The 26,123-nt window shown below is 59.9% G+C and carries 25 protein-coding genes and 1 other annotated feature; of the genes, 5 read left to right on the plus strand and 20 right to left on the minus strand.

The annotated features are described in order from the left end of the window. Window positions 1-68: 68 nt before the first annotated feature. The 6 genes from N434_RS16210 to N434_RS16235 form a co-directional block, all read right to left on the minus strand. The gene (locus tag N434_RS16210; protein WP_110759401.1) at window positions 69-602 is read right to left on the minus strand and encodes a MerR family transcriptional regulator; all 534 of its coding nucleotides are present in this window, start codon (window positions 600-602) and stop codon (window positions 69-71) included. Window positions 603-880: 278 nt separating this feature from the next. Further along, on the minus strand, window positions 881-1,219 hold the full coding sequence (locus N434_RS16215) for an integration host factor subunit alpha (protein WP_003502236.1): 339 nt from the start codon (window positions 1,217-1,219) through the stop codon (window positions 881-883). A 242-nt stretch (window positions 1,220-1,461) separates the two neighbouring features. Beyond that, on the minus strand, window positions 1,462-2,433 hold the full coding sequence (locus N434_RS16220; protein WP_110759258.1) for a beta-ketoacyl-ACP synthase III: 972 nt from the start codon (window positions 2,431-2,433) through the stop codon (window positions 1,462-1,464). Between the two features lie 4 nt (window positions 2,434-2,437). Further along, window positions 2,438-3,499, minus strand: a complete 1,062-nt coding sequence (gene plsX / locus N434_RS16225; RefSeq protein WP_065115380.1) for a phosphate acyltransferase PlsX — start codon at window positions 3,497-3,499, stop codon at window positions 2,438-2,440. Window positions 3,500-3,599: 100 nt separating this feature from the next. Further along, the gene (locus N434_RS16230; protein ID WP_110759260.1) at window positions 3,600-4,163 is read right to left on the minus strand and encodes a YceD family protein; all 564 of its coding nucleotides are present in this window, start codon (window positions 4,161-4,163) and stop codon (window positions 3,600-3,602) included. 8 nt (window positions 4,164-4,171) lie between these two features. After that, window positions 4,172-4,711: a ubiquinol-cytochrome C chaperone family protein gene (locus tag N434_RS16235; protein ID WP_065115378.1), complete on the minus strand. Its 540-nt coding sequence runs from the start codon at window positions 4,709-4,711 to the stop codon at window positions 4,172-4,174. Window positions 4,712-4,981: 270 nt separating this feature from the next. On the opposite strand from N434_RS16235, the gene N434_RS16240 reads away from it, so the two are divergent. Continuing rightward, entirely contained in the window at window positions 4,982-5,512 is a 531-nt protein-coding gene (locus N434_RS16240) for an outer membrane protein assembly factor BamE (protein ID WP_046798876.1), read from the plus strand. Window positions 5,513-5,588: 76 nt separating this feature from the next. On the opposite strand, the gene N434_RS16245 is transcribed toward N434_RS16240, so the two are convergent. The 12 genes from N434_RS16245 to N434_RS16305 form a co-directional block, all read right to left on the minus strand. After that, window positions 5,589-7,727, minus strand: coding sequence for a sodium-translocating pyrophosphatase (locus N434_RS16245; RefSeq protein WP_110759262.1), 2,139 nt, complete (start codon window positions 7,725-7,727; stop codon window positions 5,589-5,591). A gap of 219 nt (window positions 7,728-7,946) precedes the next feature. After that, window positions 7,947-9,170, minus strand: coding sequence for an MFS transporter (locus tag N434_RS16250; RefSeq protein ID WP_110759264.1), 1,224 nt, complete (start codon window positions 9,168-9,170; stop codon window positions 7,947-7,949). A 21-nt stretch (window positions 9,171-9,191) separates the two neighbouring features. Then, window positions 9,192-9,689, minus strand: coding sequence for a transcription antitermination factor NusB (nusB, locus tag N434_RS16255; RefSeq protein WP_046798873.1), 498 nt, complete (start codon window positions 9,687-9,689; stop codon window positions 9,192-9,194). A gap of 4 nt (window positions 9,690-9,693) precedes the next feature. Beyond that, window positions 9,694-10,140, minus strand: a complete 447-nt coding sequence (locus N434_RS16260) for a 6,7-dimethyl-8-ribityllumazine synthase (protein WP_020809943.1) — start codon at window positions 10,138-10,140, stop codon at window positions 9,694-9,696. Between the two features lie 175 nt (window positions 10,141-10,315). Next, complete coding sequence (locus tag N434_RS16265; protein WP_065115375.1) at window positions 10,316-10,948, minus strand: LysE family translocator; 633 nt, start codon at window positions 10,946-10,948, stop codon at window positions 10,316-10,318. A gap of 294 nt (window positions 10,949-11,242) precedes the next feature. Continuing rightward, window positions 11,243-11,854 (minus strand): riboflavin synthase, encoded by a 612-nt coding sequence (locus N434_RS16270; protein WP_110759266.1) that lies wholly within the window; start codon window positions 11,852-11,854, stop codon window positions 11,243-11,245. Further along, a complete protein-coding gene (ribD, locus tag N434_RS16275) occupies window positions 11,854-13,098 on the minus strand; it encodes a bifunctional diaminohydroxyphosphoribosylaminopyrimidine deaminase/5-amino-6-(5-phosphoribosylamino)uracil reductase RibD (protein WP_110759267.1) in 1,245 nt (414 codons plus the stop codon). Before ribD ends, N434_RS16270 begins: the two co-directional genes overlap by 1 nt. A 2-nt stretch (window positions 13,099-13,100) precedes the next feature. Continuing rightward, the gene (nrdR, locus tag N434_RS16280; RefSeq protein WP_003496675.1) at window positions 13,101-13,580 is read right to left on the minus strand and encodes a transcriptional regulator NrdR; all 480 of its coding nucleotides are present in this window, start codon (window positions 13,578-13,580) and stop codon (window positions 13,101-13,103) included. A gap of 12 nt (window positions 13,581-13,592) precedes the next feature. Then, complete coding sequence (gene glyA, locus N434_RS16285; RefSeq protein ID WP_065115372.1) at window positions 13,593-14,882, minus strand: serine hydroxymethyltransferase; 1,290 nt, start codon at window positions 14,880-14,882, stop codon at window positions 13,593-13,595. Between the two features lie 188 nt (window positions 14,883-15,070). Continuing rightward, the gene (locus tag N434_RS16295; protein WP_065115371.1) at window positions 15,071-16,402 is read right to left on the minus strand and encodes a L,D-transpeptidase family protein; all 1,332 of its coding nucleotides are present in this window, start codon (window positions 16,400-16,402) and stop codon (window positions 15,071-15,073) included. A gap of 374 nt (window positions 16,403-16,776) precedes the next feature. Next, window positions 16,777-17,286: a transcriptional regulator LdtR gene (gene ldtR / locus N434_RS16300; protein ID WP_026363448.1), complete on the minus strand. Its 510-nt coding sequence runs from the start codon at window positions 17,284-17,286 to the stop codon at window positions 16,777-16,779. A gap of 234 nt (window positions 17,287-17,520) precedes the next feature. Continuing rightward, entirely contained in the window at window positions 17,521-17,958 is a 438-nt protein-coding gene (locus N434_RS16305) for a DUF6163 family protein (RefSeq protein WP_046798867.1), read from the minus strand. Window positions 17,959-18,131: 173 nt separating this feature from the next. Here N434_RS16305 and hemB point away from each other — a divergent pair, with 173 nt between their 5' ends. From hemB to N434_RS16320, 3 genes are all read left to right on the plus strand, one after another. Beyond that, entirely contained in the window at window positions 18,132-19,145 is a 1,014-nt protein-coding gene (gene hemB, locus N434_RS16310) for a porphobilinogen synthase (protein WP_110759271.1), read from the plus strand. Between the two features lie 97 nt (window positions 19,146-19,242). Further along, entirely contained in the window at window positions 19,243-19,701 is a 459-nt protein-coding gene (locus N434_RS16315; protein ID WP_065115369.1) for an RDD family protein, read from the plus strand. Window positions 19,702-19,879: 178 nt separating this feature from the next. Next, a complete protein-coding gene (locus N434_RS16320; RefSeq protein ID WP_065115368.1) occupies window positions 19,880-20,638 on the plus strand; it encodes an arginyltransferase in 759 nt (252 codons plus the stop codon). A gap of 91 nt (window positions 20,639-20,729) precedes the next feature. On the opposite strand, the gene parC is transcribed toward N434_RS16320, so the two are convergent. Beyond that, entirely contained in the window at window positions 20,730-22,982 is a 2,253-nt protein-coding gene (gene parC, locus N434_RS16325) for a DNA topoisomerase IV subunit A (RefSeq protein ID WP_065115366.1), read from the minus strand. 229 nt (window positions 22,983-23,211) lie between these two features. Here parC and N434_RS16330 point away from each other — a divergent pair, with 229 nt between their 5' ends. Next, window positions 23,212-24,402 (plus strand): aq_1923 C-terminal domain, encoded by a 1,191-nt coding sequence (locus N434_RS16330; protein WP_110759273.1) that lies wholly within the window; start codon window positions 23,212-23,214, stop codon window positions 24,400-24,402. Between the two features lie 38 nt (window positions 24,403-24,440). On the opposite strand, the gene N434_RS16335 is transcribed toward N434_RS16330, so the two are convergent. Next, window positions 24,441-25,922 (minus strand): SulP family inorganic anion transporter, encoded by a 1,482-nt coding sequence (locus N434_RS16335; protein ID WP_110759274.1) that lies wholly within the window; start codon window positions 25,920-25,922, stop codon window positions 24,441-24,443. A 74-nt stretch (window positions 25,923-25,996) separates the two neighbouring features. Next, window positions 25,997-26,052: a sequence feature (sul1 is cis-regulatory element that is thought to sense ions involved in sulfur or methionine metabolism; They are found in Alphaproteobacteria), on the minus strand. Window positions 26,053-26,123: the final 71 nt, after the last annotated feature.

Raw genomic sequence — 26,123 nt, forward strand, 5'->3', positions numbered from 1 at the left:
AACGCGCTAACTCCTTGTTTTTTCGAATTCCCCGATGGGAACCGCTCAAAACAGCTGTGGATAAACCGTCAGCGAACCTGATCGAGCAGGCGCTTGCATTCCAGCAGATCGAACAGGGCTTCCTGCAACAGCGCCTGATCGTCCTTGCCGATGCCCGACTTGCCGACCGATATTTCCGCATCGCTGTTGCCGCCACCGAAGCCGAAGAAACGACCGCTCGGCCTGGCCTTCGGACGGCCGACAACCTCGTCCCCATCGGTATCGATGACGCGCGGCTCGACGACTTCCTTTTCACCGCTCGCCGCCATGATGGCTTCCATGGTCGCGAGATCACCCGAGGCAATCGCGGCCACGAAGCGGTTGCCATTGGCTTTCAGCAGCTTCTGGACACCCTTGATGGTGTAGCCATGGTCGTAAAGGAGATGGCGAATGCCCTTCAGGAGATCGATATCGTCAGGGCGGTAATAACGGCGGCCCCCGCCCCGTTTCATCGGCTTGATCTGCGGGAAGCGTGTTTCCCAGAAACGCAGCACATGCTGCGGCAGGTTCAGCTCATCCGCCACTTCACTGATCGTCCGAAACGCGTCGGGGCTTTTGTCCAAATTTCCACTCCCATCCGAACCGGAGCGCCATGCATCCGGCCGGACACTGAACGAGAACGCTTTTCCTCCACCGGTCCAGACACCATGCGAAAGCCGTCTTCCGACCCTCGCGCCGATACCCGTTGCGGCGAGATACAAATCACTAAAATTGATTATGATGTGAGTCGACAGGATTTCAACGGCTTGCACGTTGAAATTCAAGCATGTTCACAAGAAGAATGGGGAAAAGGGCTTGCGATACGGCAAAAAAGGCGTGTCGCTGCGGCTTCAGGTCGGGCTTATGCCCCGGCCTTCTGGCCCTTCTGCTTGGCCTTGCGGGCCGTATGCGCCTTCAGGATGCGCTGCTTCAGCACGTTCGACGCCTTGAAGGTCATGACACGGCGCGGCGAAATCGGAACTTCCTCACCCGTCTTCGGGTTGCGGCCGATGCGCTCGTTCTTTTCCCTGATCTGGAAAGTCGCGAAGGACGAGAGCTTGACGACCTCGCCGCGAGTGATCGCGTTACATATTTCGTCGATGATCGTCTCGACCAGTTCGGCGGATTCGGTGCGGGACAGCCCGACTTTACGAAACACAGATTCTGCAAGATCTGCGCGTGTCACTGTCTTCCCGGCCATTTTTCCCCACAAACCGTGTCTGAACTCTTCTCTAGGAGCCGCCGAGATTATTTCCCTTGTGGCGACCGGTCAAGGGATTGTTCCAGATTCATTTGAGGCTTTCGGCAATCAGTGCAAGGGCTTAGAGCACCCGGCGCGGTTTTGCCGCAATAGCCGGGCGCTCAGGCGCGACGGATCAGGCTTCGGCTGCGAAAAACACAACCGATTTCGCGCCGCCGCCTTCCCGCAGAATAAATTCATCGCTACCAGCGCAGCAGCACTGCGCCCCAGGTGAAACCGCCGCCCATGGCCTCCAGCATGACCAGGTCGCCCTTCTTGATACGCCCGTCACCGGCGGCAACGGCGAGCGCCAGCGGAATGGAGGCGGCCGAGGTATTGCCGTGCTGATCGACGGTGATCACGACCTTTTCCGGGTCGATGTTGAGCTTCTTCGCCGAGCCGTCGATGATGCGCTTGTTGGCCTGATGCGGAACGAGCCAGTCGAGATCATCCGCCGTCGTGCCTGTCGCTTCGAAAGCCTGTTCGATGACGTCGGTAATCATGCCAACGGCATGTTTGAAGACTTCCCGGCCTTCCATGCGCAGATGGCCGACCGTGCCGGTTGTGGAAGGTCCGCCGTCGACATAGAGCTTTTCCTTGTGCGAACCGTCGGAACGCAGCTGCGCGGTCAGGATGCCGCGATCGGCGGAGGTGCCCTCGCCTTCACCCGCTTCCAGAACAAGCGCGCCGGCGCCATCGCCGAACAGGACGCAGGTGGTGCGGTCCTTCCAGTCGAGAATGCGCGAGAATGTCTCGGAGCCGATGACCAGAACGCGCTTGGCCATGCCACCGCGAATATAAAGATCGGCGGTCGATACGGCATAGACGAAACCGGAACAGACGGCCTGCATGTCGAAGGCGAAACCATGGGTCATGCCGAGACGATTCTGGATATTCACTGCCGTTGCCGGAAAGGTGTTGTCCGGAGTGGACGTCGCCAGAATGATGAGGTCGATATCATCAGGGGTCAGGCCGGCATTGTCGAGCGCGGCACGGGCCGCCGCCTCGCCGAGAGACGCGGTGGTTTCATCCTCGCCGGCGATATAGCGCTGCCTGATGCCGGTGCGCTGCACGATCCATTCGTCTGATGTCTCGACGACACCTTCGATTTCGCTGTTGGTCATGACACGCTTCGGAAGCGCTGCCCCGAAACCACGGACTATAGAGCGGATCATTCCCTTATTCCTCGTCAGCCACGAGAGCTTCGGGCGCCGGGGGCGGAAGCCGTCTTGCGTGGTAAATCTTCAGATCGTTTTCAATCTTGGCGGTCAGGCCGTTGTGAACCATGTCGTAGCCGACATCGACGGCGGAGGCAAAACCGATGGCATCCGTGCCGCCATGGCTCTTGATGACAATGCCGTTCAGGCCGAGAAACACGCCGCCATTGACCTTGCGCGGGTCCATTTTCTCCCGCAGCACATCAAAGGCGCTTTTCGCCAGAACATAGCCAATCTTGGCGAAGAAGCTGCGGGAGATCGCCTCGCGCAGCAGCGTGGTGATCTGACGCGCCGTGCCTTCGGCGGCTTTCAGCGCGATGTTGCCGGTGAAACCTTCGGTCACCACCACATCCACCGTGCCCTTGCCGATATCGTCGCCTTCGACGAAACCGCGATAATCGATGGTGCCGAGGTCAGCCTCGCGGATCAGCCGTCCGGCTTCCCGCACTTCTTCCTGACCCTTGACCTCCTCGACCCCGACATTGAGCAGGCCGACGGTCGGCCGATCAATATCGAAAAGCGCACGCGCCATGGCGCCGCCCATCAGGGCGAAATCCAGAAGCTGCTGGGAATCGGCGCCGATCGTCGCGCCGATATCGAGAACGATGCTTTCGCCTTTCAGCGTCGGCCAGATGCCGGCAATGGCCGGCCGCTCCACCCGCGCCATGGTGCGCAAACAGAATTTGGCCATGGCCATCAGCGCGCCGGTATTGCCGGCAGAGACGACAACATCCGCCTCGCCGAGCTTCACGGCTTCGATGGCACGCCACATGCTGGAGACATAGCGGCCGCGCCGCAGCGCCTGGCTCGGCTTTTCGTCCATACCGACCGAGACTTCACAATCGTGAAAGACCGACTTTTCCCGAAGCGCGGGATATTGTGCCAGAATGGGCTCGCATTTGCTCTTCTGCCCATAGAGCAGAAAAGTTACATCGTTGTGCCGTTCAAGCGCCTTGGCGGCACCGGGTATGGCAACATCTGGGCCGAAATCGCCACCCATGACGTCAATTGCAATTCTGATCACTCGTCCCTTATCCTTTTTGCCGCCACTCCAGCGGATTTTGCGCGAAAATACCTTTTCCGGCTTTTGTTACAATAAAATTATTTCAGCCCGGCGGGGCCATTCAGTCTTTTTTCCAATCTTTCAGCGCGGCGAAAGGCGACGGGCGCTTTTCCTCTTCGCGCTCCCCGTCGCCGGTATCAACAAATTCGGCATCCGGTTTGCGCGGATAGGGGTCGATCGCAAGGGCGGCAAATTCCACGACGACAGCGCCGACATCGATGCTGTCACCCGTGAACTGGTCGGGAATATCAGGACCATCGGGATCGAGCACGATCTCGCCTTCCTCATTGGTGACCATCCGCGCCAGCTTCGAACCTTCCGGAACGAAAATCTGTTCGAGCGTCTCTTCGATCCTGCTCGAGACCGGCTCCAGCGTCACGACGCAGGACTGGGTCACGGCCGCATGCACCTCACCCTTGATCTTCAAGCCATCCTTCTTCCAGCGGGATACCTGCAGCTCCGCCTTAAGATAATCGACGGAAAGCACATCCCAGAATTTCGCCAGCGCCTTCAGTTCCTCGGCGTCGGCCTCAAGACCAATCCTGACGGGATTGGCGGAAATATGGCCTACCTTTACGGGATAGGAAAAAGGCAGGTCGTCATTTGCGGCGTGTCGCGTGTTCATCGTAAACCTCATCGTCCAGGCAAGGGCAGCGTCAGGCTTCCGGTTGCGATTGTTTCTTCGGAGCAGGCGGAAAGGGCCAGGGAGGCTTCCATCATCCAGCCCGCCAGCCCGTCCAGCGCCGGTGCGGTCTCGTCTGTCTGCGGATATATATTGCGCCGGAGCGCTGCGGCAAGGGCAACGGCGTCCGACGCATCCAGCGCCGCCGCATAGGATTCGAGTCGTCCATAGAACATGCCGGCGAATTTCTTCATGCGTTTCGGCACGCCCTGGTCACCGATGCCGAGCTCACGGATGGAGTGATCGATATCCTGAAAAAAGGCGTCGACGATCTCCTGTGCGATCTCCTGGCCGCTGACGCCGGAGGACTTGGTACGGCGGAAATAGAGAATCATGATGACCGACAACATCTCGAAGCGGCCCATCACGGTATCGGGAACACCAAGATCGAGATAAAAGGCCGGCGTGCGGGCAGCAGCCGTCAAGGTCTCGTATTGCCTGTCGACTATGGCGCGATTGTTGTTTTTCTTCTTGAACAGCCCGAATATCATCGTTTTTTTCCGAACGGGGCCGGTGAATTCACTTACCGCCCCTCGCACTTGTTGCATGATCGTCAAAGCTGGTTTACCGAAGCATCCACGAATTGCAATGCTGTCGCGGTCACGTTCGTCTTTGCGCTGAAACAGTCGAAGAGAACCGGAGGAGTTCCAAAAGACCGGGAAAGCATTGAATTTGGGGGGTGATCGGGATTTTCCGTCCCCGGATTGACACAATCATGTGCACAGACACTGTGCACCACGCAATGCCGGAAGGTGCCATTCATGATCGCAGTCGGGGAAAAGCAGTTGAGCAAGCAGAAATCCGCAAGTCACGGCAAAATTCTGAGCAAGACCGCCATCGCAATCGTGCTCGCATCCGGCCTGCTTTCCGCCTGCACCAGCACGACAGACGTATTCCACAACGGCTATGTCATGGACGAGCAATCGCTACAGCTGATCCCGGAAGGCTCCAGCCGTGAGCAGGTTCTGCTGACCATGGGCACGCCTTCCACCACCGCGACCTTCGGCAACGAAGTGTTCTATTACATCTCGCAGAAGCGTGTGCGCCGCGCCGCCTTCATGAAGCCGACGCTGGTCGAGCAGAACATTCTTGCGATCTATTTCAACAAGGACGGCGTCATCGAGCGCAAGGCCAATTACGCGCTGCAGGACGGCAAGGTCTTCGACACGATTTCGCGCACCACCCCGACGGGCGGCAAGGACCTCACCTTCCTGCAGCAGCTGCTCTCCGGCGGCACCTCCGGCGCCAATATTGCCAAGAGCATTCTCGGCCAGGGCAACAACACGCCCTGATCGGAACAAGGACAATAAATTCAAAGGCCCGGGGATCGCTCCCCGGGCCTTTTTCGTTTGCCGGAACCTAAAGCCTTCAGTGGGCAAGAACCGCCAGCAGCAGCAGCGCCACGATATTGGTGATCTTGATCGCCGGGTTGACGGCGGGGCCAGCGGTGTCCTTATAGGGGTCGCCTACGGTATCACCCGTCACCGACGCCTTGTGGGCGTCCGAACCCTTGACGTGGCGCACGCCATCCTTGTCGATGAAACCATCCTCGAAGCTCTTCTTGGCATTGTCCCATGCGCCGCCACCGGAGGTCATGGAAATCGCTACGAACAGGCCGTTGATGATAACGCCGAGCAGCGATGCCCCGAGTGCGGCAAAGGCTGACGCCTTGGAGCCCGAGATCAGCAGCACGCCAAAATAAACGACGAGAGGAGCGAGAACCGGCAGAAGCGACGGGATGATCATTTCCCGGATCGCCGCTTTCGTCAGCAGATCGACCGCCCTGCCGTAGTCAGGCTTTTCCGTGCCCGCCATGATGCCGGGTTTTTCGCGGAACTGGCGGCGTACTTCCTCGACGATGGCACCTGCCGCCTTGCCCACCGCCGTCATGGCGATGCCGCCGAAGAGGTAGGGGATAAGGCCGCCGAACAGCAGGCCAGCCACCACGTAGGGGTTGGCGAGGCTGAAGGAAATCTCGCCTATGTCCTTGAAGTAGGGATAGGTATCGCCATTGGCGGCGAAGTAGGACAGGTCGTTGGCATAGGCGGCAAACAGCACCAGCGCACCGAGGCCGGCAGAACCGATGGCATAACCCTTGGTCACCGCCTTGGTGGTGTTGCCGACGGCGTCCAGCGCGTCGGTCGCCTTGCGCACGTCGGGATCAAGACCGGCCATTTCGGCGATGCCGCCGGCATTGTCCGTGACCGGACCGAAGGCGTCGAGCGCGACGATCATGCCGGCAAGGCCAAGCATGGCGGTGACCGCGATGCCGGTGCCGAACAGGCCGCCGAGCTGGTATGTGCCGATGATGCCACCGACGATGACAATGGCCGGCAGCGCCGTCGATTCCAGGGAGACGGCAAGCCCCTGGATGACGTTGGTGCCGTGGCCGGTGACCGATGCCTGGGCGATGGAATTGACCGGCCGCTTGTTGGTGCCGGTATAATATTCGGTGATGACGACGATCAGCGCCGTCACGACCAGGCCGACCAATCCGCAGAAGAAGAGGTTGGTGCCGGTGATCTCCATTCCGGCCACCGTACCCACCGTTCCCCAGCCCACCGTCGCATAGGTGGCGACCGCAAGACCGACGACCGAAAAGACGCCGGTGGCGATGAGCCCCTTGTAGAGCGCGCCCATGATGGAATTGTTGGTGCCAAGCTTGACGAAGAAGGTGCCGGCAATCGAAGTCAGAATGCAGGCGCCGCAGATCGCCAGCGGATAGACCATGGCGCTTTCCAGTATCGGTGTTCCGGCAAAGAAGATCGCGGCGAGAACCATGGTCGCCACAACAGAGACGGCATAGGTTTCGAACAGATCGGCCGCCATGCCGGCGCAATCGCCGACATTATCACCGACATTATCGGCGATCGTCGCGGGGTTGCGGGGGTCGTCCTCTGGAATTCCGGCCTCGACCTTGCCGACGAGATCGCCGCCGACATCGGCGCCCTTGGTGAAGATGCCGCCGCCGAGACGGGCGAAGATGGAAATCAGCGACGCGCCGAAGCCGAGCGACACCAGCGCGTCAATCACCTCACGCGAGCCGGCCGGATGGCCCATCACCGAGGTGAGGATGAAATAATAGATGGATACGCCGAGCAGCGCGAGCCCCGCCACCAGCATGCCGGTGATGGCGCCCGACTTGAAGGCGATATCGAGACCGGCTGACAGGCTGTGCGAGGCGGCCTGCGCGGTGCGCAGATTGGCGCGCACGGAGACGTGCATGCCGACGAAACCGGCGACGCCTGAAAGCACCGCGCCGACGAGGAAACCGATGGCCGCCATGGAGGACAGAAGATACCAGGCCAGAATGGCGACGATCAGTCCGACGATGGCGATGGTGAGATATTGACGGGTGAGATAAGCCTGCGCACCTTCACGGATAAAACCTGCTATTTCACGCATACGCTCGTTGCCCTGATCGGCATCGAGAACGCTCTTGGTCGCCCATACCGCGTAAACCACGGACAGGACACCGCATAAAATCACTATGGGTATTACGGTCATGCGCACTTACCTCCCAAAAGGCCGGGTCTCACTCCCTCCCCGGCGTGGCGAACCATGTGCAAGGACAGGGGCGATGGCACGCACTCCAGGTCCTGTCGTGGCCATTTGTTCCCCTCCCAAGGAAAAACGACCTGCGCGGCAAGATTGCGTTGGCGAAAGGCGCGGCGTCAAGCCCACAAATTCGCCTGAAACATGAAAGGGCTAGAAGACGGAGCCGCCCTATGCGGTGTTTTTGCGCGGCTTCAGCATCAGCGACAGGACGAGCAGGAGGCAAAGCCCCGCAACCGGCCAGATGACGAGGTTCATCACCGACCATCCCCAGGCCGTAAACACCTTGCCGGAAGAGAAGGATGACAGCGCCACCGTGCCGAACAGCACGATATCGTGGAAGCCCTGCACCTTGTCCGCCTCATGCGGGCGGTAACTGGAGGTGATGATGGCGGTTGCGCCGATGAAGCCGAAATTCCAGCCGAGACCGAGCAGGATGAGCGCCGCCCAGAAATTCCACAGCTCGATGCCCATATGGGCGACGATGGCGCAGGCCATCAGGACGACAAGGCCAGCCGCCACGATTTTTTCCGCACCGAATCGGGAAATCAGCATGCCCGTGAAAAAGCTCGGGCCGAACATGGCCAGAACGTGCCACTGGATGCCGAGCGTGGCAAGTTCGGTGGGGAAACCGCAACCGACCACCATGGCAAGCGGCGCGCCGGTCATCATGAAGGTCATCAATGCGTAGGAGCCGATGCCGCAGATCATGCCGGTGACGAAACGCTGCGTGCGAACGATTTCCGACAGGGGTCTGACGGCCTCCGTATGGGTGGAGGCGGCCTTTGGATCGGGCAATTTCAGGAATGCCAGAATGGCGATCGAGATGATGCCCAGCGGCACCAGCGCGATGAAGGCGCCGGCGAAGGTGACCGGCGCCAGCAGGTCCTTGCCGAGAATAGCCAGCTGCGGCCCGACGATGGCGGAGATGATGCCGCCCGCGAGAATCCACGAGATTGCCTTCGGCTTGTAGAAGGATGGCGATGCATCGGCGGCGGCGAAACGGATTTTCTGTGTGAAGCCGCCTGAAATGCCGATCAGCAGCAGACCGACGGCAAACAGCCAGAAATCCGTGCGGAAGAGCGCGACTGCGGCGATGCCACCGCCGATCGAGCACATCAGCGCGCCGACCATGAAACCGGCCTTGCGCCCGAGAAAACGGGATGCCGCAGCAACGCAGATGGCGCCGAGCGCCACGCCGATATTGAAGCCGGTGAGCGGCGCGGTCGCCAATGACTTGTCGGCGCCGAGCAGCTGATAGCCGGCAAGCGCGCCGACCGAAAAGCTCAAAGGCGCGGCCGATCCCATGATCGCCTGCGCCATGGTGAGGAGGAAGACGTTGCGCTTAGCCTCGTCCAGTTGAACTTCAAGTCCGGGGACGGAAACGGCGCTCATGTCTTCCTCACCTAAGGTTTTTTAGCGTTTTGCCTCGCCGCGCACCTGCTTGGCAATGCGGTCAAGTACCGCATTCACCAGCTTCGGCTCGTCGTGTTCAAAGAAAGCACGGGCGATTTCGACATATTCCGTGACGATGACGGCGACCGGCACGTCATTACGCTCGAGTATCTCGAAGGTGCCGGCGCGAAGAATGGCGCGCACGGTGGCATCGAGACGCGACAGCGGCCAGTCTTCCAGAAGGGCGGAACGCACCAGGGGGTCAATCTTCGTCTGGTCACGGACGACGCCGGAGACGATGGAGCGGAACCACGACGGATCGGCCTTCAGATAGGTATCGCCATCGACTTCCTGACCGAGACGGTGCGCCTCATATTCGGCCACCACTTCCATCACGCCGGTTCCGCCGACATCCATCTGGTAGAGCGCCTGCACGGCCGCAAGGCGGGCCGCGCCGCGCTGGTTGGCGGGCTTTACCGAAGGCTGGCGCGGTTCGCCGCCATTATCAACATTCGACATGCGCTCAGCCACCCAGTTTCTTCTTCAGCTCGATCATGGTCAGCGCCGCACGGGCGGCAAAACCGCCCTTGTCCTTGTCGGAACGGCGCACGCGCGCCCAGGCCTGCTCGTCATTTTCGACGGTGAGGATGCCGTTGCCGATCGGCAGCGATTCGCTGACGGCGAGATCCATCAGGGCGCGGGAGGATTCGTTGGAGACGATATCGAAGTGATAGGTCTCGCCACGGATGACCATGCCGAGTGCTACGAAACCGTCATATTCCGTGCCGTCATTGTCGGCACCGTCAAGCGCCATGGCGATGGCGGCGGGGATTTCCAGCGCGCCGGGAACGGTGATGACGTCATAGGTGGCGCCGGCCTCATCCAGCGCGAACTTCGCGCCTTCGAGAAGGGCATCCGCCATATCGTCGTAAAAACGTGCTTCCACGATAAGAAGATGGGGTTTGGACATGTGAGGGTTCCTGGGGATTTTCCCGAAAAGCTTTACGCCGGATCATACCGGCTTTTGCGGCGGTCAAACCACGGCTGGCCGTTCTTGGCAAGTATTTTCATGCATTACCCACGCAGCATGGCCCGTTTGCGGGGTATCCCGCAAGGCTTGATGTCTCTGCAGCGCGGCTGAAAAATCAGCTTTTCTGGAAAGCCAGATGCACGCCAAGCCCCATCAGCACCGTTCCGGCTGCGCGCCGGGCCAGAGCCTGCACGGCGCTCGACCGCTTCAGACGCCCGACCATCGCGCCCGCCAGAAGCACGCCGACGAGATCGGCGGAAGAGAAAATGAAATTGACGGCGATGCCGAGGATCAGGAACTGCAGCCAGACCGGGAAAGCGGCGGCCGGATCGACGAATTGCGGCAGGAAGGCCAGAAAGAACAGCGCCGTCTTCGGATTGAGGACATCAACGATGATACTGTCGATGAAGGCCCGACGCGCCGATTTCGGCTCGATGGTGAGATTGACCGCCTCACCTTCCAGCTTGCTGCGCAGCATCGAGAAACCCAGCCAGATAAGATAAAGCGCACCGCACAGCTTCACCGCCAGGTAAAGCCATGGAACCGCCTGAAACAGCACGGAGAGACCGGCCGCAGCGGCGAAGATATGGAAATAGCAGCCGACATGGATGCCGAGTACCGCCATCAGCCCGGCAAACCGGCCCCGCGCCATGGTCTGGGCGGCTGCATAAAGCATGGCCGGGCCGGGAATATAGGCGAACAGGGCGGTGGTGATGAAAAAGGCTGTCAGCAGTTCAAAAGACGGCATGATGTATGTTCCCTACCCCGTTGGCGCATAGTCGATCTCAAACGGCCGAACGACGTCTGTACAATCTTTCCGGTTCGACCGGAAGTGTGGCGGCGACCGACACCGATCAGGATTAAATTCGCTGCTCCTCCTTCGTCATGCCGGAATCGATCCGGCATCCAGCCGACGCGCGTCTGTGCGGCGAAAGGAGTCTTTTCAGCCCAAGGACTTGGGCTGGCTGGATTCCGGCTCAAGGCCGGAATGACGGGAGAAGGAAGAGTCCGCGAACATAATAAAGCGCCGAGCCTCCCCAGCTTACGCCGAAGGAAACTCCGCAAGCCGTGCGGCATAGCGCGCCATCGTATCGACTTCGAAATTGACGAAGTCGCCGGGCTGGCGCTCGCCCCACGTCGTCACAGTCAGCGTGTGGCGGATCAGCAGCACGTCGAAATCCGTACCCTCGACGGCGTTGACGGTCAGCGAGGTGCCGTCGAGCGCCACGGAACCCTTGGGCGCCACGAATTTCGCCAGATGGTCCGGTGCGCGCAGGCGGATACGTACTGCTTCGCCTTCCGGCTCCACGGCCAGGATTTCCGCCTTGCCATCGACATGGCCGGAGACGATGTGACCGCCAAGCTCGTCGCCGATCTTCAGCGCCCGCTCCAGATTGACATGGGTGCCCTGTTTCCAGCCGGCAATCGTCGTCAGGCGCAGCGCCTCTTCCCAGGCCTCGACCTCATACCAGCGCTCGTTGCTGCCGTCTTCCGGCAGCCTCGTCACCGTCAGGCAAATGCCGCCATGGGAGATGGATGCACCCATATCGATGGTCTTGGGATCGTAATTGGTCGCCACCCGCAGACGAATGCCTTCCGCCAGGGCCTCCAGCTCGGAAACAGTTCCAACGTCGGTGACAATTCCGGTAAACATCAAATCGGCCTTTCATAATCGAAGCAGCGATCCGGCCCATAGGCGGTTTCGCTGACCAGAGCATAATCGCCCGCAATATCGGCACGACGGAGCGGCGTTTCAATGCCGCCCTCACCGATCACAACAGGGCTTTCGAACAGCATGATACGGTCCACCAGCCCGGCTTCAAGGAATGATTTTGCGGCAAAGGCACCGCCTTCGACCAGAAGTTCCGACATGCCGCTCTCGGCAAGGATGTGGAGGAGGTTTTCGAGGGTTGTGGCTTCGAGAATCTGGACGCCGGCATCGGTGAGGAGCTGGCGCTTTGACTCGCGGTTACCCCCCTCTGCCCTGCCGGGCATCTCCCCCTCAAGGGGGGAGATCGATGGAGCGACGTGTTGCCCGACATCAACAGCTGGCGAATGAGACCCCGACTCAAAATTTGAGCGAGCGGACAGCCCCTTGCCGATCTCCCCCCTTGAGGGGGAGATGCCCGGCAGGGCAGAGGGGGGTAAAGCCGCAACCACCACCGGAACTTCACGCGCACTCCGCACCAGCTTCGACGTCAGCGGCAATTCAAACTGCCGATCCAGCACAATGCGCACCGGCGAACGCTGTTCCATTCCGGCAATGCGCACCGTCAGTTCCGGATCATCCGCAATCGCCGTGCCAATCCCCACAAGGATGCAATCGCAACGCGCCCGCAGCTCATGCACGGCATGGCGAGCCTCGGGACCGGTGATCGCCACCTGCCCCTCGCCTTTTCTGCCGATCATGCCATCGGCGGAAACGGCAAGCTTCAGAATCACATGCGGGCGTTTTTTCATCTGGCGTGTGAGGTAACCGGCAAGCGCCCTCTTACCCTCATCACGCAGCAGGCCGGTTTCCACGACAATGCCGGCATCGCGCAAAATCATATAACCACGGCCGGACACACGCTCATCCGGATCATCCACCGCCACCACGACACGGGCGACGCCGTATTCCACCAGGGCATTGGCGCAGGGCGGGGTCTTGCCCCAGTGCGAGCATGGTTCGAGCGTCACATAAGCGGTAGCACCACGAGCCGCATCGCCGGCGATTTCCAGCGCCTGCCGTTCGGCATGGGGGCGGCCGCCAATGGCAGTCACCGCTTCGGCGATGATTTTCCCGTCCTTGACGAGAACACAGCCGACCGAGGGGTTGGTCAGCGTCTGGCCCTGGTGGCGAAGCGAAACCTCGATTGCCCTTGCCATGAACCTTTCGTCATCGGCACGGCTCGTCACGGCTAGACTCCGGCGTCCGTGTCGCGGGCGATCTTGGCGTTGATTTCGGCAATCACGTTTTCAAAATCCTCGGCATGGCTGAAATCGCGATAGACCGAGGCGTAACGCACAAAGGCCACGTCATCGAGGCTCTTCAGCGCTTCGAGAACCTGCAGGCCGATTTCTTCCGAGGGAATTTCCGTCTCGCCGGAGCTTTCGAGGCGACGAACGATGCCGGAAACGGCACGCTCGATCCGGTCGCGATCAACCGGGCGCTTGCGCAGCGCGATCTCGAAGGATCGCACCAGCTTTTCCCGGTCGAAAGGCAGCTTGCGGCCGCTTTTCTTGATGACCATCAGCTCGCGCAGTTGCACGCGCTCATAGGTCGTGAAGCGGCCGCCGCAATCGGGGCAGATGCGCCGCCGGCGGATGGAGGTGTTGTCCTCCGCCGGACGCGAGTCCTTGACCTGTGTGTCTTCGGAACCGCAAAAGGGGCAGCGCATCGTCTTTTTTCCTTACATGTACGGGTACATCGGGAAACGGTCGGTCAGGCCGACGACCTTTTCACGCACCGCAGCTTCGACGGAGGCGTTGCCCTCGTCCGAATTGGCGACCTTCAGGCCGTCGAGAACCTCGACGATCAGCTTGCCGATTTCGCGGAATTCCGCTTCCTTGAAACCGCGCGTCGTGCCGGCCGGCGTGCCAAGACGGACACCAGAGGTGACGAAGGGCTTTTCCGGATCGAAAGGAATGCCGTTCTTGTTGCAGGTGATGTAGGCGCGGCCGAGAGCTGCTTCCGCGCGCTTGCCGGTGGCGTTCTTCTTGCGAAGGTCGACCAGCATCAGGTGGTTGTCGGTGCCGCCGGAGACGACATCCAGACCGCCTTCGACCAGCGTTTCAGCCAGCGCCTTGGCGTTCTTGACGACCTGTGCGGCGTAGTCCTTGAACTCCGGCTGCAGCGCTTCACCGAAAGCAACGGCCTTGGCGGCGATGACATGCATCAGCGGGCCGCCCTGCAGGCCGGGGAACACGGCCGAATTGAACTTCTTGGCCAGATCCTCTTCATTGGTGAGGATCATGCCGCCACGCGGGCCGCGCAGCGACTTGTGCGTCGTCGTCGTTGCAACATGGCAATGCGGGAACGGCGACGGGTGCTGGCCACCAGCAACGAGACCGGCGATGTGGGCCATGTCGACCATCAGGTAAGCGCCGACTTCATCGGCGATCTCGCGGAAACGCTTCCAGTCCCAGACGCGCGAATAGGCGGTGCCGCCGGCGAGGATCAGCTTCGGCCGGGTTTCCTTGGCCTTGCGCTCAACTTCGTCCATGTCGAGCAGGTTGTCGCCTTCGCGCACGCCGTAAGACACGACGTTGAACCATTTGCCGGACATGTTGACCGGCGAACCATGCGTCAGGTGACCGCCCGAGTTCAGGTCGAGACCCATGAAGGTATCGCCCGGCTGCAGCAGCGCGAGGAACACGGCCTGGTTCATCTGCGAACCGGAATTCGGCTGGACGTTGGCGAAGTTGACGCCGAACAGCTTCTTGGCGCGCTCGATGGCGAGTTCTTCAGCGATGTCGACGAACTGGCAGCCGCCGTAATAACGCTTGCCCGGATAACCTTCCGCATATTTGTTGGTCATGATCGAACCCTGCGCTTCAAGCACGGCGCGGGAAACGATGTTTTCCGAGGCGATCAGTTCGATCTCGTGGCGCTGGCGACCCAGTTCCTTCTCGATCGCGCCGAAAATTTCCGGATCGACATCGGCAAGCGGACGGGAGAAGAAAGCATCTGTGTTCGACATGGTGAAGGCTCCTGAAACAGTAATGCGATGGCGTCTTAGCGTTCCGCCCGGACAAGAGCAATACGGGGTGCGAGATTTGCCTGTCAAACTGCGACGTTGCGACAAAAAACAGCAGCTGTTTTCAGAAAATCGCCAAGAAAAAAGCCGCACCCGAAGATGCGGCCTGTTTTCATCGATGAAAGCGTGGATCAGTTGCGCGGCAGAAGATCGTCATCAACAGGGCCGGCCGGCTGCTCCATGCCGCTCGTGGTGTTGAGCGCCAGTTCGGCATTGCCATCCTTTTCATAGATGTCATCGCGGAACTGCACCACGCCGTCCTTCGCCGACCATGCGGTGATGTAGACGAAATAAACAGGCACTTCCTGCGCGAGCTTGATCGGCGTGTTGACGCGGGTGGCGATGACACGTTCCATTTCCTGACGCGACCAGCCGGGCGTGTCGCGCAGCAGCCAGCTTGTGAGGTCGCGCACATTCTGCACGCGCACGCAGCCGGAGGATTCAAACCGCATCAGCTTGTTGAACAGGCCCTGCTGCGGCGTATCGTGCATATATTCGTTGTTCGGATTGTGGAAGTTGATCTTCGTGGACGACATGGCGTTGATCTTGCCGGGGTCCTGACGGAACATCAGGTTCGGGGCCTTCGGCGCGAACCAGTCGACCGCAGTCGGCGGCACTTCCTGTCCCTTGCCATCGATGAGGCGGATATTGTTCCGCTCCAGATAGGTCGGGTCCTTCTGCATCAGCGGCACGATATCCTTCTCGATGATCGAGCGCGGCGCGGTCCAGTAAGGATTGAGGATGACCTCGTAAATCTTGGAGTTGATGACATGCGTCGGGCGGCTGGCGCGGCCGACGACGGCCGTGTTGCGCAGGACGACGCGTTCATTTTCAACGGCTTCGATGGCGGCGGCCGGAATATTGACCATCAGGTGACGCGGGCCGAGATCGCCCGACATGGACTGGATGCGCACGAGGTTGGTCTGCAACTGCGCCAGACGGATCTGCGCGGAAACATTGAGCGCCTTGGTAGTGTATTCACCGCTGACACCATCTGCCGGAAGGCCATGGCGGGCCTGGAAGCGTTTCAGCGCGCCATCGACGTAGCTATCGAAGGCGCTGGAAATGCCGGCTTCGCGCGGCAGGTCGCCGGATACCATCAGTCGCTGGCGAAGCGCCTGTACGGAAGGATCGGAGACGCCGATCTGCAGACGCTGCTGGGAAGCAGGCACTTCCGGCCAGCCGCCATTCTGCACGATCTGCTGATATTGCATGATCGCCTGCTGCATGTAGACAGGCGCTTCGCGTCCGAGAACCGGATTGTTGGAAACGACGCCCACGGCCGAACGCGACGTATTGGCGTCGAACTGGTCATCCCAGTTGCCGCGGCGCGACGAGCCCATGAGATCGTTGAGCGCGTTCTGCGCAAAGGCGGGCGCGGCAAGCGCGGCAGCACCAACGGAAACGGCCGAACGCAGAAGCGCGCGGCGCGATACGGAATCGGAAACGGATTTCTTTGTCATTCTACCTACCAGCCACTCTCTTCGGCATTCTCAACAATGCCTAAATCAATATGATTAACAAACACGTACAACGTGCCTGCCGGCCGGTAATGCTCGAGGCCCAGGGTCTGGGCGCTACAGTCTGGCAGAACAGTCGGGACTTGCCGCGACAGCAGGAGAAACAGCCGGCTCCCTCACCCTTGCCGGTCCCATATCAATATGGCCAATTCGTGTCACGAGCCTTTTCTCACAAAGCTGTGTTGCCTGAAAATGAAGGCGAAGGCTCAGATAATGGACCGGGCTTGACATGAAAAATGTGGGCCGGCGCTGCTCGGAATCCGCAAGCCGGAGGCAAAGCGATGCCCCCGGCTTAAACAGTGAAACCGTCGCGGATATCAGAGACGATAAGCGATCGAGTCGTTCCAGAAGCGATCGAGGCGCTGCAGCAGCTTGTTCATTTCGGAGAACTCGCCGGTGCCGATGCCGCCGACCTTTTCGATCGAACCGACGTGGCGTTCATAAAGGCGGGCAACCGTTTCGGCGATTTCCTGGCCCTTTTCCGTCAGGCTGATGCGGACCGAGCGGCGGTCGACACGCGAGCGCTGGTGGTTGATGAGGCCGAGATCGACCAGCTTCTTGACGTTGTAGGAGACGTTCGAGCCGAGGTAATAACCACGCGAACGAAGCTCGCCGGCCGTCAGTTCGGAATTGCCGATGTTGAACAGCAGCAGGGCCTGAACGGCGTTGACGTCATCGCGACCCTGACGGTCGAACTCATCCTTGATGACATCGAGGAGGCGGCGGTGGAGACGTTCCACCAGGTGCAGCGACTCCATGTAGAGCGAGCGGATGGTATCTTCATGTGCATCGGCAACAACGGCCTGCGGCTTAACTTTGCTATTGATCATGACTGCCTCACTGTTTTGTTTGGCGGTGTGTTTGTTTGTCTCCCGCCTTGAGTGAGAACCTAATCAATGCGCATAAAATTCTACTTAAAAGCTACGATTAACAAATGGTTACCTGCATTTTCCCTGGAGGGCCCAACTTGTGGCGAAGCGGGAATGGCCAGAGGCTATGCATTATAAATCAATAGCTTAGCGATAAAAAACGGCCTGAAAACAGGCCGAATTGCTTTATTCTTATGGTAAATCAATTCTTGCGCGTTCTTCATTCTGGCGGTGATCCAGCCAGAAAGCGACCAGGAATAGTATATAAATGGTTGCCACAAGGCCGTGCATGACGGGTACCAGCGTGTTGGCGCCGAAGATATGCGGCCATACCTTATACATGGCGATCTGCGCGCCTGCCCCCATGACCCACATGACCGCCCCCCAGGAGGCGCCAAGCCAGAGACCGAGTGCCGCGACGGGGAAAATGACCGCCAGCGCACTGCCCGCCACCCGCCAGGGCAGGTTCAGCATATCGAACCGCCCCTGCCCGCCCAGCGAATACCCCGTCAGCATCGCCCAATATTGCAGGCCGAACCAGAAACAGGAGACTGCAACCAGCCTCATGAAGACCAGAAAGAGGATTTCCGTAAGCGGACGTTTTGGCAGAGGTTGAGAATCAGGTTCCATGGCCGGAAGATACGGTCTCGACGGGCGGGCGACCAGTCCATATTGAATCTCGCCACCTGCCTTGTCAAAGCATCATCGCGGCGCGGGACGCCAATGAGGGAAGATTGTCGCATTCGCACGGGCGACTCTTCATGTTATGCAGCGTTCCAAATTTGATCGAAGGACACTCTTACATGCAGGACAAAACGCATCTGGTCGACGAGATCACCGGCCATCGCCGCATGCGGCGCAATCGCAAGGCGGATTGGACGCGCCGTCTGGTGCAGGAAAGCCGCCTCACCGTCGACGATCTCATCTGGCCGGTCTTCATCGTGCCGGGCAGCAATATTCTCGATCCCATTCCAGCGATGCCCGGCGTCAACCGGATGAGCGTCGACAAACTGGTGGAAGCCGCAAAAGAAGCCGCCGATCTCGGCATTCCGGCGATCGCCACCTTCCCGAATATCGAGATGGAGCTGCGCGACGAGACCGGTTCGAACGCGCTCGAGGCCAACAACCTCATCAATCAGGCGACTATCGCGGTCAAGAAAGCCGTTCCTGATATCGGCATGATCACGGATGTCGCGCTCGACCCTTTCACCAGCCACGGGCATGACGGCATTCTGCGCGGCGACGAGATCGTCAATGACGAGACCGTCGAACAGGTCGTCAGGGCGGCGATCCTGCAGGCCGAAGCCGGCTCCGACATTATCTCTCCATCGGAGATGATGGATGGCCGCATCGGCGCCATTCGTCGCGGTCTCGATGCCGCCGGGCACCAGAATGTCGGCATCATGGCCTATGCGACGAAATTCGCCTCCGGCTATTACGGTCCCTATCGCGAGGCCATCTCCACGGCCGGCCTGCTGAAGGGCGACAAGAACAGCTATTACATCAGCCCTGCCAACGGCATGGAGGCGATCCGCGATGCCGCACTCGACGTGGAGGAAGGTGCGGATATGCTGATGGTCAAGCCCGGCCTGCCCTATCTCGACATCTGCTGGCGACTGAAGGAGAATTTCGGCCTGCCGACCTTCGCCTATCAGGTGTCCGGCGAATATACCCAGATCAAGGCTGCCGCCATGAATGGCTGGATCGACGGCGAGCGGGTGATGATGGAAACGCTTCTCTGTTTCAAGCGTGCGGGCTGCGATGGCATTCTGAGCTATTTCGCCATCGAGGCGGCACGCAAACTCGCAAAGGGCTGAGGCCAGCGCTTATTGTATTCGGTCGTTTTCTTCCCATATTGTCTGCTGACACGGCAGGTTTGCCGAGCTGTCAGACCCTCTCAGGAGAAAACGACCAATGAGCCTCGACCAGAACCCCACCTATATCGCACCGGATGACTGGCGCGCCTATAGCGGCGTCCTGAGCCGGCGCGTCTTCGCGTTCCTGATCGATTACGCGATCGTTCTCCTGTTGTGCATTCCGGCCGCAGTGATCGTCTTCTTTCTCGGTGTGATCACGCTGGGTCTCGGCTTTTTCCTCTATCCGGCGCTGTTCGTCATCGTCGCGGTGCTTTATTTCGGCATGACGCTCGGCGGCCCCTCGCAGGCGACCCCCGGCATGCGGGCGATGGGGATAGCCATGGCGCGCATGGACGGACGGCGAATCGATTTCCTGCTTTCGACCGTTCACATCGTGCTTTTCTGGGTCATCAACTCGGTTTTGACGCCGCTGATTCTGCTCGCGGGCCTGTTTACCGAGCGCTCGCGCCTCGTTCACGACTTCCTGCTCGGCACCGTCATCGTCAGAACGCGCTGATATCGAAGAAAGCCACGCAAACGTGGCTTTCATATCAGGCAAATACCGCATCTCGCAGTTGACGTTTTCCGGCATTTTGCCATTCTGTGACATTATGCATGTCGCTTGAAGCGTCGCCGCCAACCCCGTGAAATCGCGGCGCGCTTTCATAACAGACGCAGGAGGCGATCACGGTTCGATGAACACGCAGGCGACGCCCTCTCCTCAATTTTATCTTACGGCGCCGGCCACATGCCCCTATCTGCCGAACCAGATGGAGCGGAAGGTCTTCACCCATCTGGTCGGCCCGCGCGCTTCGGAAATGAACGATCTTCTGACCCAGGGCGGTTTCAGGCGCTCGCAGAACATCGCCTATCGACCGGCCTGCGAAAACTGCCGTGCCTGTGTCTCCGTGCGCATCCTGACCGAGCAGTTCCAGCCGACAAAATCAATGCGGCGTGTTCTGGCAGCCAACAGGGATGTCGTCGCCACGGTGCACGCCGCCGAGCCCTCCACCGAACAATTTGCCCTGTTTCGCCGTTATCTCGACCACCGCCACCAGTCAGGCGGCATGTCCGATATGTCGGCGCTGGACTATGCGATCATGGTGGAAGACACGCATGTGAACACCCGCATCATCGAATACCGTGTGCGCGAACCCGGCTCCGGCATCGATTCCAGCAAGCGCGGCGAACTTCTGGCCGTGGCGCTCAGCGACGTGATGAGCGACGGCCTCTCGATGGTCTATTCCTTCTTCAATCCCGACCTTGAGAAGCGCTCACTCGGCACCTTCATGATCCTCGATCATATCACCCGCACCCGCGCACTCGGCCTGCCGCATGTCTATCTAGGCTACTGGGTCGATGGCTCGGAAAAGATGGGCTACAAGACCCGCTACCATCCGCAGGAGCATCTGACACCGCGCGGGTGGGAGGTTTATACGCCGGAAGAAAAATGAGCTGTCGTCAAAGCCTCAGCGAATGCTGAGTTCTTGTAAGTAAGACCAGGAAAGACGTCCCGGCTTTGCCGCCGGGAACATCATTCACATATTATCCGCCAAACTTCCCGCTGCGCGGAAAGCCCTTCGGCACGGTGCGGCCCGCCGTTGCGCGGTCGGCCAGCCATTCGCGCAGTTCTTCACCCACCTTGTTGAAGAGACGCCCGGCCGTGTCGGACCAAGACAAGCCTTCGGCAAGCGCGAAACATTTAACGTCGACAACGCCGCCATCCTTGTAGCGCTGCAGGCGCACGCCCTTGCCGCGCGACATTTCCGGCACCTGCGCCAGCGGGAAGGCCAGGAGCTTGCGGTTTTCGCCGACGACCGCGACGTGGTCGCCCGTGACCGGCACGGCGAGCTTGGCTTCATCGGGCATCGAGACATTCATGATCTGCTTGCCCTTGCGGGTATTCGCGACCATTTCGCTCTCGGGTACGATGAAACCGTTGCCGGCCGTGGAGACGAGCAGCAGCTTGCGCGACGGATCGTGTACGAAGGCGGTCAGGATATCCTGATCGTTTTCCATGTCGACCATGATGCGGATCGGCTCGCCATGGCCGCGCCCGCCCGGCAGCTTGTCGGCGCCGAGCGTATAGGCCTTGCCGCCTGTCGTCAGCATCAGCAGCTTGTCGGTGGTCTGCGCCGGGAAAGCCAGTTTCAGGCCGTCGCCTTCCTTGAAGGTGAGCGAGGACGTGTCGGACATATGTCCCTTCAGCGCCCGGATCCAGCCCTTCTGCGAAATGACGATGGTGACCGGTTCCTTTTCGATCATCGCCTGCTGGATGGCCTCGATATCGGCATCCGGCGCATCCGCGAACTGCGTGCGGCGGCGGCCGATCTCGGTTGCCTTGGCATATTTCTTTTTGACCTCGCCGATTTCCCAGGCGACGGTCTGCCACTGCTTGTCATCGGACGCGAGCAGACCTTCGATCTCGGCCTTTTCGCTGCTGAGTTCATCGAACTCCTTGCGGATTTCGAATTCCTCGAGCTTGCGCAGGTTGCGCAGCCGCATGTTGAGGATGGCTTCGGCCTGCGTGTCGGTGAGCGACCACTTGGCCATCATCACCTGTTTCGGCTCGTCCTCCTCGCGGATGATGCGGATGACCTCATCGAGATTGAGATAGGCGACGAGCAGGCCGCCGAGAATCTCCAGCCTGCGGTCGATGGCCGCCAGACGGTGGCGGGAACGGCGGACCAGCACATCCTTGCGGTGCGCCAGCCACTCGCTCAGCACCTCGTTCAGCGCCATCACCTTCGGCACCTTGCCGAGCGACAACACGTTCATGTTGAGCGGCAGGCGGCTTTCGAGGTCGGACAGGCGGAACAGCGATTCCATCAGCAGCGTCGCATCGACGGTACGGCTCTTCGGCACCAGCACGATGCGCACGTCTTCGGCCGATTCATCGCGAATATCCTCGAGAAGCGGCAGCTTGCGGGCAATCAGCAACTCGGCGATCTTCTCGATCAGGCGCGATTTCTGCACCTGGAAGGGAATCTCGGTGATGACGATCTGGTAACCGCCGCGGCCGAGATCTTCCGTTTCCCATTTGGCGCGCACGCGGAAACCGCCACGACCGGTCTTATAGGCATCGAGAATATTCTCGCGGCTTTCGACGATCACACCGCCGGTCGGCAGATCGGGGCCGGGAATGAACTCCACCAGCTTTTCCACCGTCGCATCGGGGTGCTTGATGAGATAAAGCGCCGCGTCGCAAAGTTCATGCGCGTTGTGCGGCGGGATCGATGTCGCCATGCCCACCGCGATACCGGAGGCGCCGTTGGCGAGCAGATTGGGGAAAGCGCCCGGCAGGACGACGGGTTCTTCGTCTTCCTCGTTATAGGTGGCGCGGAAATCCACCGCATCTTCGCCGATGCCCTCGAGCAGCAGCGCCGCAACCTCGGTCATGCGCGCTTCGGTGTAACGATAGGCGGCGGCGCCGTCGCCATCGATATTGCCGAAATTGCCCTGCCCGTCGACGATCGGATAACGCTGCGAGAAATCCTGCGCGAGACGCACCAGCGCGTCATAAACGGACTGGTCGCCATGCGGGTGGAATTTACCGATCACGTCACCGACGATACGGGCGCATTTCTTGAAGGCCGAGTTGGGGCGAATGCCCATTTCACTCATGGCGTGAATGATGCGGCGGTGAACCGGCTTCAGGCCGTCACGCACATCCGGCAGCGCACGATGCATGATCGTGGACAAGGCGTAAGCGAGGTAGCGCTCTTCAAGCGCCGCCTTCAAATCGACCGGATGAATGTTATCGTCTCCGCCGGACGGAGGTACAAGATTTTTTCCCATGGTGCTTGACTAGCGGAAATGCCGATTCCCGGCAAGAAATTCAGGGGTCTGCCCTGTGGATGAAAGCACCCCTTTCATGCGCTTTTTTGTTAACCGCGTTGCAAATGCCGCAATGCCGCCGTCATGGGAATCGATCTAAATCCTATAGACCTTTGAATAATCGCGAATATAAGTATCAGCATTCGAATTCGAACACGGTACACAGCCGTACGTTGAGGGAAGAAACATCATGAGACTGAAATCCACCCGGCAGGTTCTTTTTGCGAGTGCCGCGCTTCTCACGCTTTCGGCGCCGGCTTTCGCGCTGGACGGCGGGGATGTGCTGAAGAAGATCAACGCCGCCTATGCCACCCAGGGCGGTGAGATCGCCGCCGGCTCCGTTGCCGTCAACGGCACGACGGTGACACTGAACGGCGTGACCTTCAACGCGGCCGCAGATCCGGCCAAGAAAATTCCGGTCGGCAATATCACGCTTGAAGGCGTCGAGGAAAACAACGGCGGTTACACGATCAAGAACGCCCGTTTCGACAATATCGACTACAAGCAGGAAAACGTGGAAATCAAGGCAAGCGACATCTACATGTCGGGCCTCGTCATTCCCGCCGATGCGACCACGGGCACCGTCGACGCTCTGATGTTCTATGACGAAGCCCATAGCGGTCCGGTTTCGGTTTCCATCGACGGCAAGCAGGCTTTCTCGCTTGAGGAAAGCACCGCGACGATGTCGGTCAGCGACGACAAGGCCTCGATCGGTTTCGAACTGGATGCATCCGGCTTCAAGGCCGATCTCAGCGAAGTCACCGACCCGGCCACGAAGGACGCGATCGAGAAGCTCGAACTCAAGGCCCTTTCCGGCGACATGACCATGAGCGGCAGCTGGGAAGTTGCCTCCGGCACCGTCGACGTCGAGGAATATGCCATCAATCTCGACAATGTCGGCCGCCTCAACATGTCGTTCGGCTTCTCCGGCTACACGCTCGACTTCATCAAGTCGATGCAGGAGACGGTAAAGGCGCAGGCCGCCAATCCGAACAAGGAACAGGCGGACCAGGCAGCAAGCCTTGCCATGCTCGGCCTGATGCAGCAGCTCTCCTTCGTCAACGCTGAAATCAGCTTCGAAGACGCCAGCATCACCAAGCGCGCCATCGACTATGCGGCAAGCCAGCAGGGCATGACGGGCGATCAGCTTGCCCAGACCATCAAGGGCATGGCGCCGATCATGATGGCCTCGCTCAACGTTCCGGACCTGCAGAACATGGTCTCGGCGGCCGTCAACGCCTATATCGACAATCCGAAGAACTTCTCGATCACGGCGGAGCCGGAAAAGCCGGTTCCGTTCCCGATGATCATGGGCGCTGCGATGGGCGCGCCGAACACCCTGCCGAAAATGCTCGGCGTGACGGTGACGGCAAACGAATAAACAAAAAAGCCCCGGTTTTTCCGGGGCTTTTTTTGCGCTTAGTGCAGCGGCGCTGCCGCCGCATCCTGCTTGTCGTGCAGGGCGAAACGGTCGATCATATGGGCGCTCGCCTCGTTGACCCCGATCACCTCGACCCGCCTGCCGACTTTACGGAACTTCAGGACCACCTTGTCCAGCGCGCCGACCGCGGAAATATCCCACAGATGCGCCTCCGTCACATCAATCGTTACCGCCTCCACCTCTTCGGCGAAATCGAAGGCGGCGATGAAGCTTTCCGTCGAGGCGAAGAAAATCTGGCCGTCGACGCGGTAGATCCGCTCGCGACCATCGGCTGAAAGCTCCGGTCTGACGTGGAAAAGCTTGGAAACCTTGCCTGCGAAAAACACGCCGGAAAGAAGCACGCCCGCCAGCACACCCTTTGCAAGGTCATGGGTGGCAAGCACCGTACCGACGGTTACCAGCATGACGATGCTTGACGATGGCGGGTTGCGGCGGAGATCGATGATGGAGCGCCATGAGAAGGTGCCGATGGACACCATGATCATGACAGCCACCAGCGCCGCCATCGGTATGATGCGCACGAGATCGTCCAGCACCAGAATGAGGAACAGCAGGAAAGCGCCTGCCACAAAAGTGGACAAGCGGCCACGACCGCCGGAGCTGACATTGATGACGGACTGGCCGATCATGGCGCAGCCGCCCATGCCGCCGATAAGGGCAGACGCGATATTGCTCGTCCCCTGCCCGATGCATTCCTGGCTCTTGTTACTGCCCGTATCCGTCATGTCGTCAACGATCTGGGCCGTCAGCAGCGATTCCAGCAGGCCGACGGCTGCGAGCGCCACGGAATAGGGAAAGATGATCTGCAACGTCTCGAAAGTCAGAGGCACCTGTGGCAGGGCGAATATCGGCAATGTCGAGGGCAACTCGCCGAGATCGCCGACCGTGCGGATATCCATGCCGGAGAAAACCGCCACGCAGGTCAGGGCGACGATAGCGACCAGCGGCGAGGGAATGACCTTCGTGACCAGCGGGAAGAGATAGATGATCGCAAGACCGGCCGCGATCATGACATAGGTTTCGACGGGCACACCGATCAGTTCGGGCAATTGCGCCATGAAGATCAGGATCGCCAGCGCATTAACGAAACCGGTCATGACCGAGCGTGACACGAAACGCATCACCCGGCCGAGTTTCGCAAAGCCCGCAGCGATTTGCAGCACGCCCATGAGGATGGTGGCGGCAAAGAGATATTGCAGCCCGTGCTCCTTGACGAGCGTGACCATCAGGACGGCGGTGGCGGCGGTGGCCGCCGAAATCATGCCCGGTCGACCGCCGGTGAAGGCGGAGACGCAGGCAATGGCGAAGGAGGCGAACAATCCCACCTTCGGATCGACGCCGGCTATGACGGAAAAGCCTATGGCTTCGGGAATGAGGGCAAGTGCCACGACGATGCCGGAAAGAAGATCGCCGCGAATATTGGAAAACCACTCACGTCTGTAAGTCTGAAATCTGTTCATCTGATTTTTTCGCAAAGAATGACGCACCGGCCGGAGCCATGTCCGGTAGATTGAAAAGGAATGTCGGTGCTTTGCGTTGTCTGGCGGATCGGCGGCCAGAAGAGCCACCCGGAATTTCACCGGGTCCGTGGTGAGTGGCCCACCTATAAACGGCAAAAAAGCGGGCGGCAAGTTGCGCGCCCGCTTTTCGATGGCGTCGAT

This window comes from Rhizobium sp. UGM030330-04 (assembly GCF_003208455.1).
In the GTDB taxonomy this organism is placed as follows: domain Bacteria; phylum Pseudomonadota; class Alphaproteobacteria; order Rhizobiales; family Rhizobiaceae; genus Agrobacterium; species Agrobacterium rhizogenes_A.

Excerpts from the sequence above, each read along its gene's own strand:
- N434_RS16215 (WP_003502236.1), bottom strand. The coding sequence starts at position 1,219 with ATGGCCGGGAAGACAGTGACACGCGCAGATCTTGCAGAATCTGTGTTT.
- N434_RS16220 (WP_110759258.1), bottom strand. The coding sequence starts at position 2,433 with ATGATCCGCTCTATAGTCCGTGGTTTCGGGGCAGCGCTTCCGAAGCGT.
- N434_RS16230 (WP_110759260.1), bottom strand. The coding sequence starts at position 4,163 with ATGAACACGCGACACGCCGCAAATGACGACCTGCCTTTTTCCTATCCC.
- N434_RS16235 (WP_065115378.1), bottom strand. The coding sequence starts at position 4,711 with ATGATATTCGGGCTGTTCAAGAAGAAAAACAACAATCGCGCCATAGTC.
- N434_RS16240 (WP_046798876.1), top strand. The coding sequence starts at position 4,982 with ATGATCGCAGTCGGGGAAAAGCAGTTGAGCAAGCAGAAATCCGCAAGT.
- N434_RS16245 (WP_110759262.1), bottom strand. The coding sequence starts at position 7,727 with ATGACCGTAATACCCATAGTGATTTTATGCGGTGTCCTGTCCGTGGTT.
- N434_RS16250 (WP_110759264.1), bottom strand. The coding sequence starts at position 9,170 with ATGAGCGCCGTTTCCGTCCCCGGACTTGAAGTTCAACTGGACGAGGCT.
- nusB (WP_046798873.1), bottom strand. The coding sequence starts at position 9,689 with ATGTCGAATGTTGATAATGGCGGCGAACCGCGCCAGCCTTCGGTAAAG.
- N434_RS16260 (WP_020809943.1), bottom strand. The coding sequence starts at position 10,140 with ATGTCCAAACCCCATCTTCTTATCGTGGAAGCACGTTTTTACGACGAT.
- N434_RS16265 (WP_065115375.1), bottom strand. The coding sequence starts at position 10,948 with ATGCCGTCTTTTGAACTGCTGACAGCCTTTTTCATCACCACCGCCCTG.
- N434_RS16270 (WP_110759266.1), bottom strand. The coding sequence starts at position 11,854 with ATGTTTACCGGAATTGTCACCGACGTTGGAACTGTTTCCGAGCTGGAG.
- nrdR (WP_003496675.1), bottom strand. The coding sequence starts at position 13,580 with ATGCGCTGCCCCTTTTGCGGTTCCGAAGACACACAGGTCAAGGACTCG.
- glyA (WP_065115372.1), bottom strand. The coding sequence starts at position 14,882 with ATGTCGAACACAGATGCTTTCTTCTCCCGTCCGCTTGCCGATGTCGAT.
- N434_RS16295 (WP_065115371.1), bottom strand. The coding sequence starts at position 16,402 with ATGACAAAGAAATCCGTTTCCGATTCCGTATCGCGCCGCGCGCTTCTG.
- N434_RS16305 (WP_046798867.1), bottom strand. The coding sequence starts at position 17,958 with ATGGAACCTGATTCTCAACCTCTGCCAAAACGTCCGCTTACGGAAATC.
- hemB (WP_110759271.1), top strand. The coding sequence starts at position 18,132 with ATGCAGGACAAAACGCATCTGGTCGACGAGATCACCGGCCATCGCCGC.
- N434_RS16315 (WP_065115369.1), top strand. The coding sequence starts at position 19,243 with ATGAGCCTCGACCAGAACCCCACCTATATCGCACCGGATGACTGGCGC.
- N434_RS16320 (WP_065115368.1), top strand. The coding sequence starts at position 19,880 with ATGAACACGCAGGCGACGCCCTCTCCTCAATTTTATCTTACGGCGCCG.
- parC (WP_065115366.1), bottom strand. The coding sequence starts at position 22,982 with ATGGGAAAAAATCTTGTACCTCCGTCCGGCGGAGACGATAACATTCAT.
- N434_RS16330 (WP_110759273.1), top strand. The coding sequence starts at position 23,212 with ATGAGACTGAAATCCACCCGGCAGGTTCTTTTTGCGAGTGCCGCGCTT.
- N434_RS16335 (WP_110759274.1), bottom strand. The coding sequence starts at position 25,922 with ATGAACAGATTTCAGACTTACAGACGTGAGTGGTTTTCCAATATTCGC.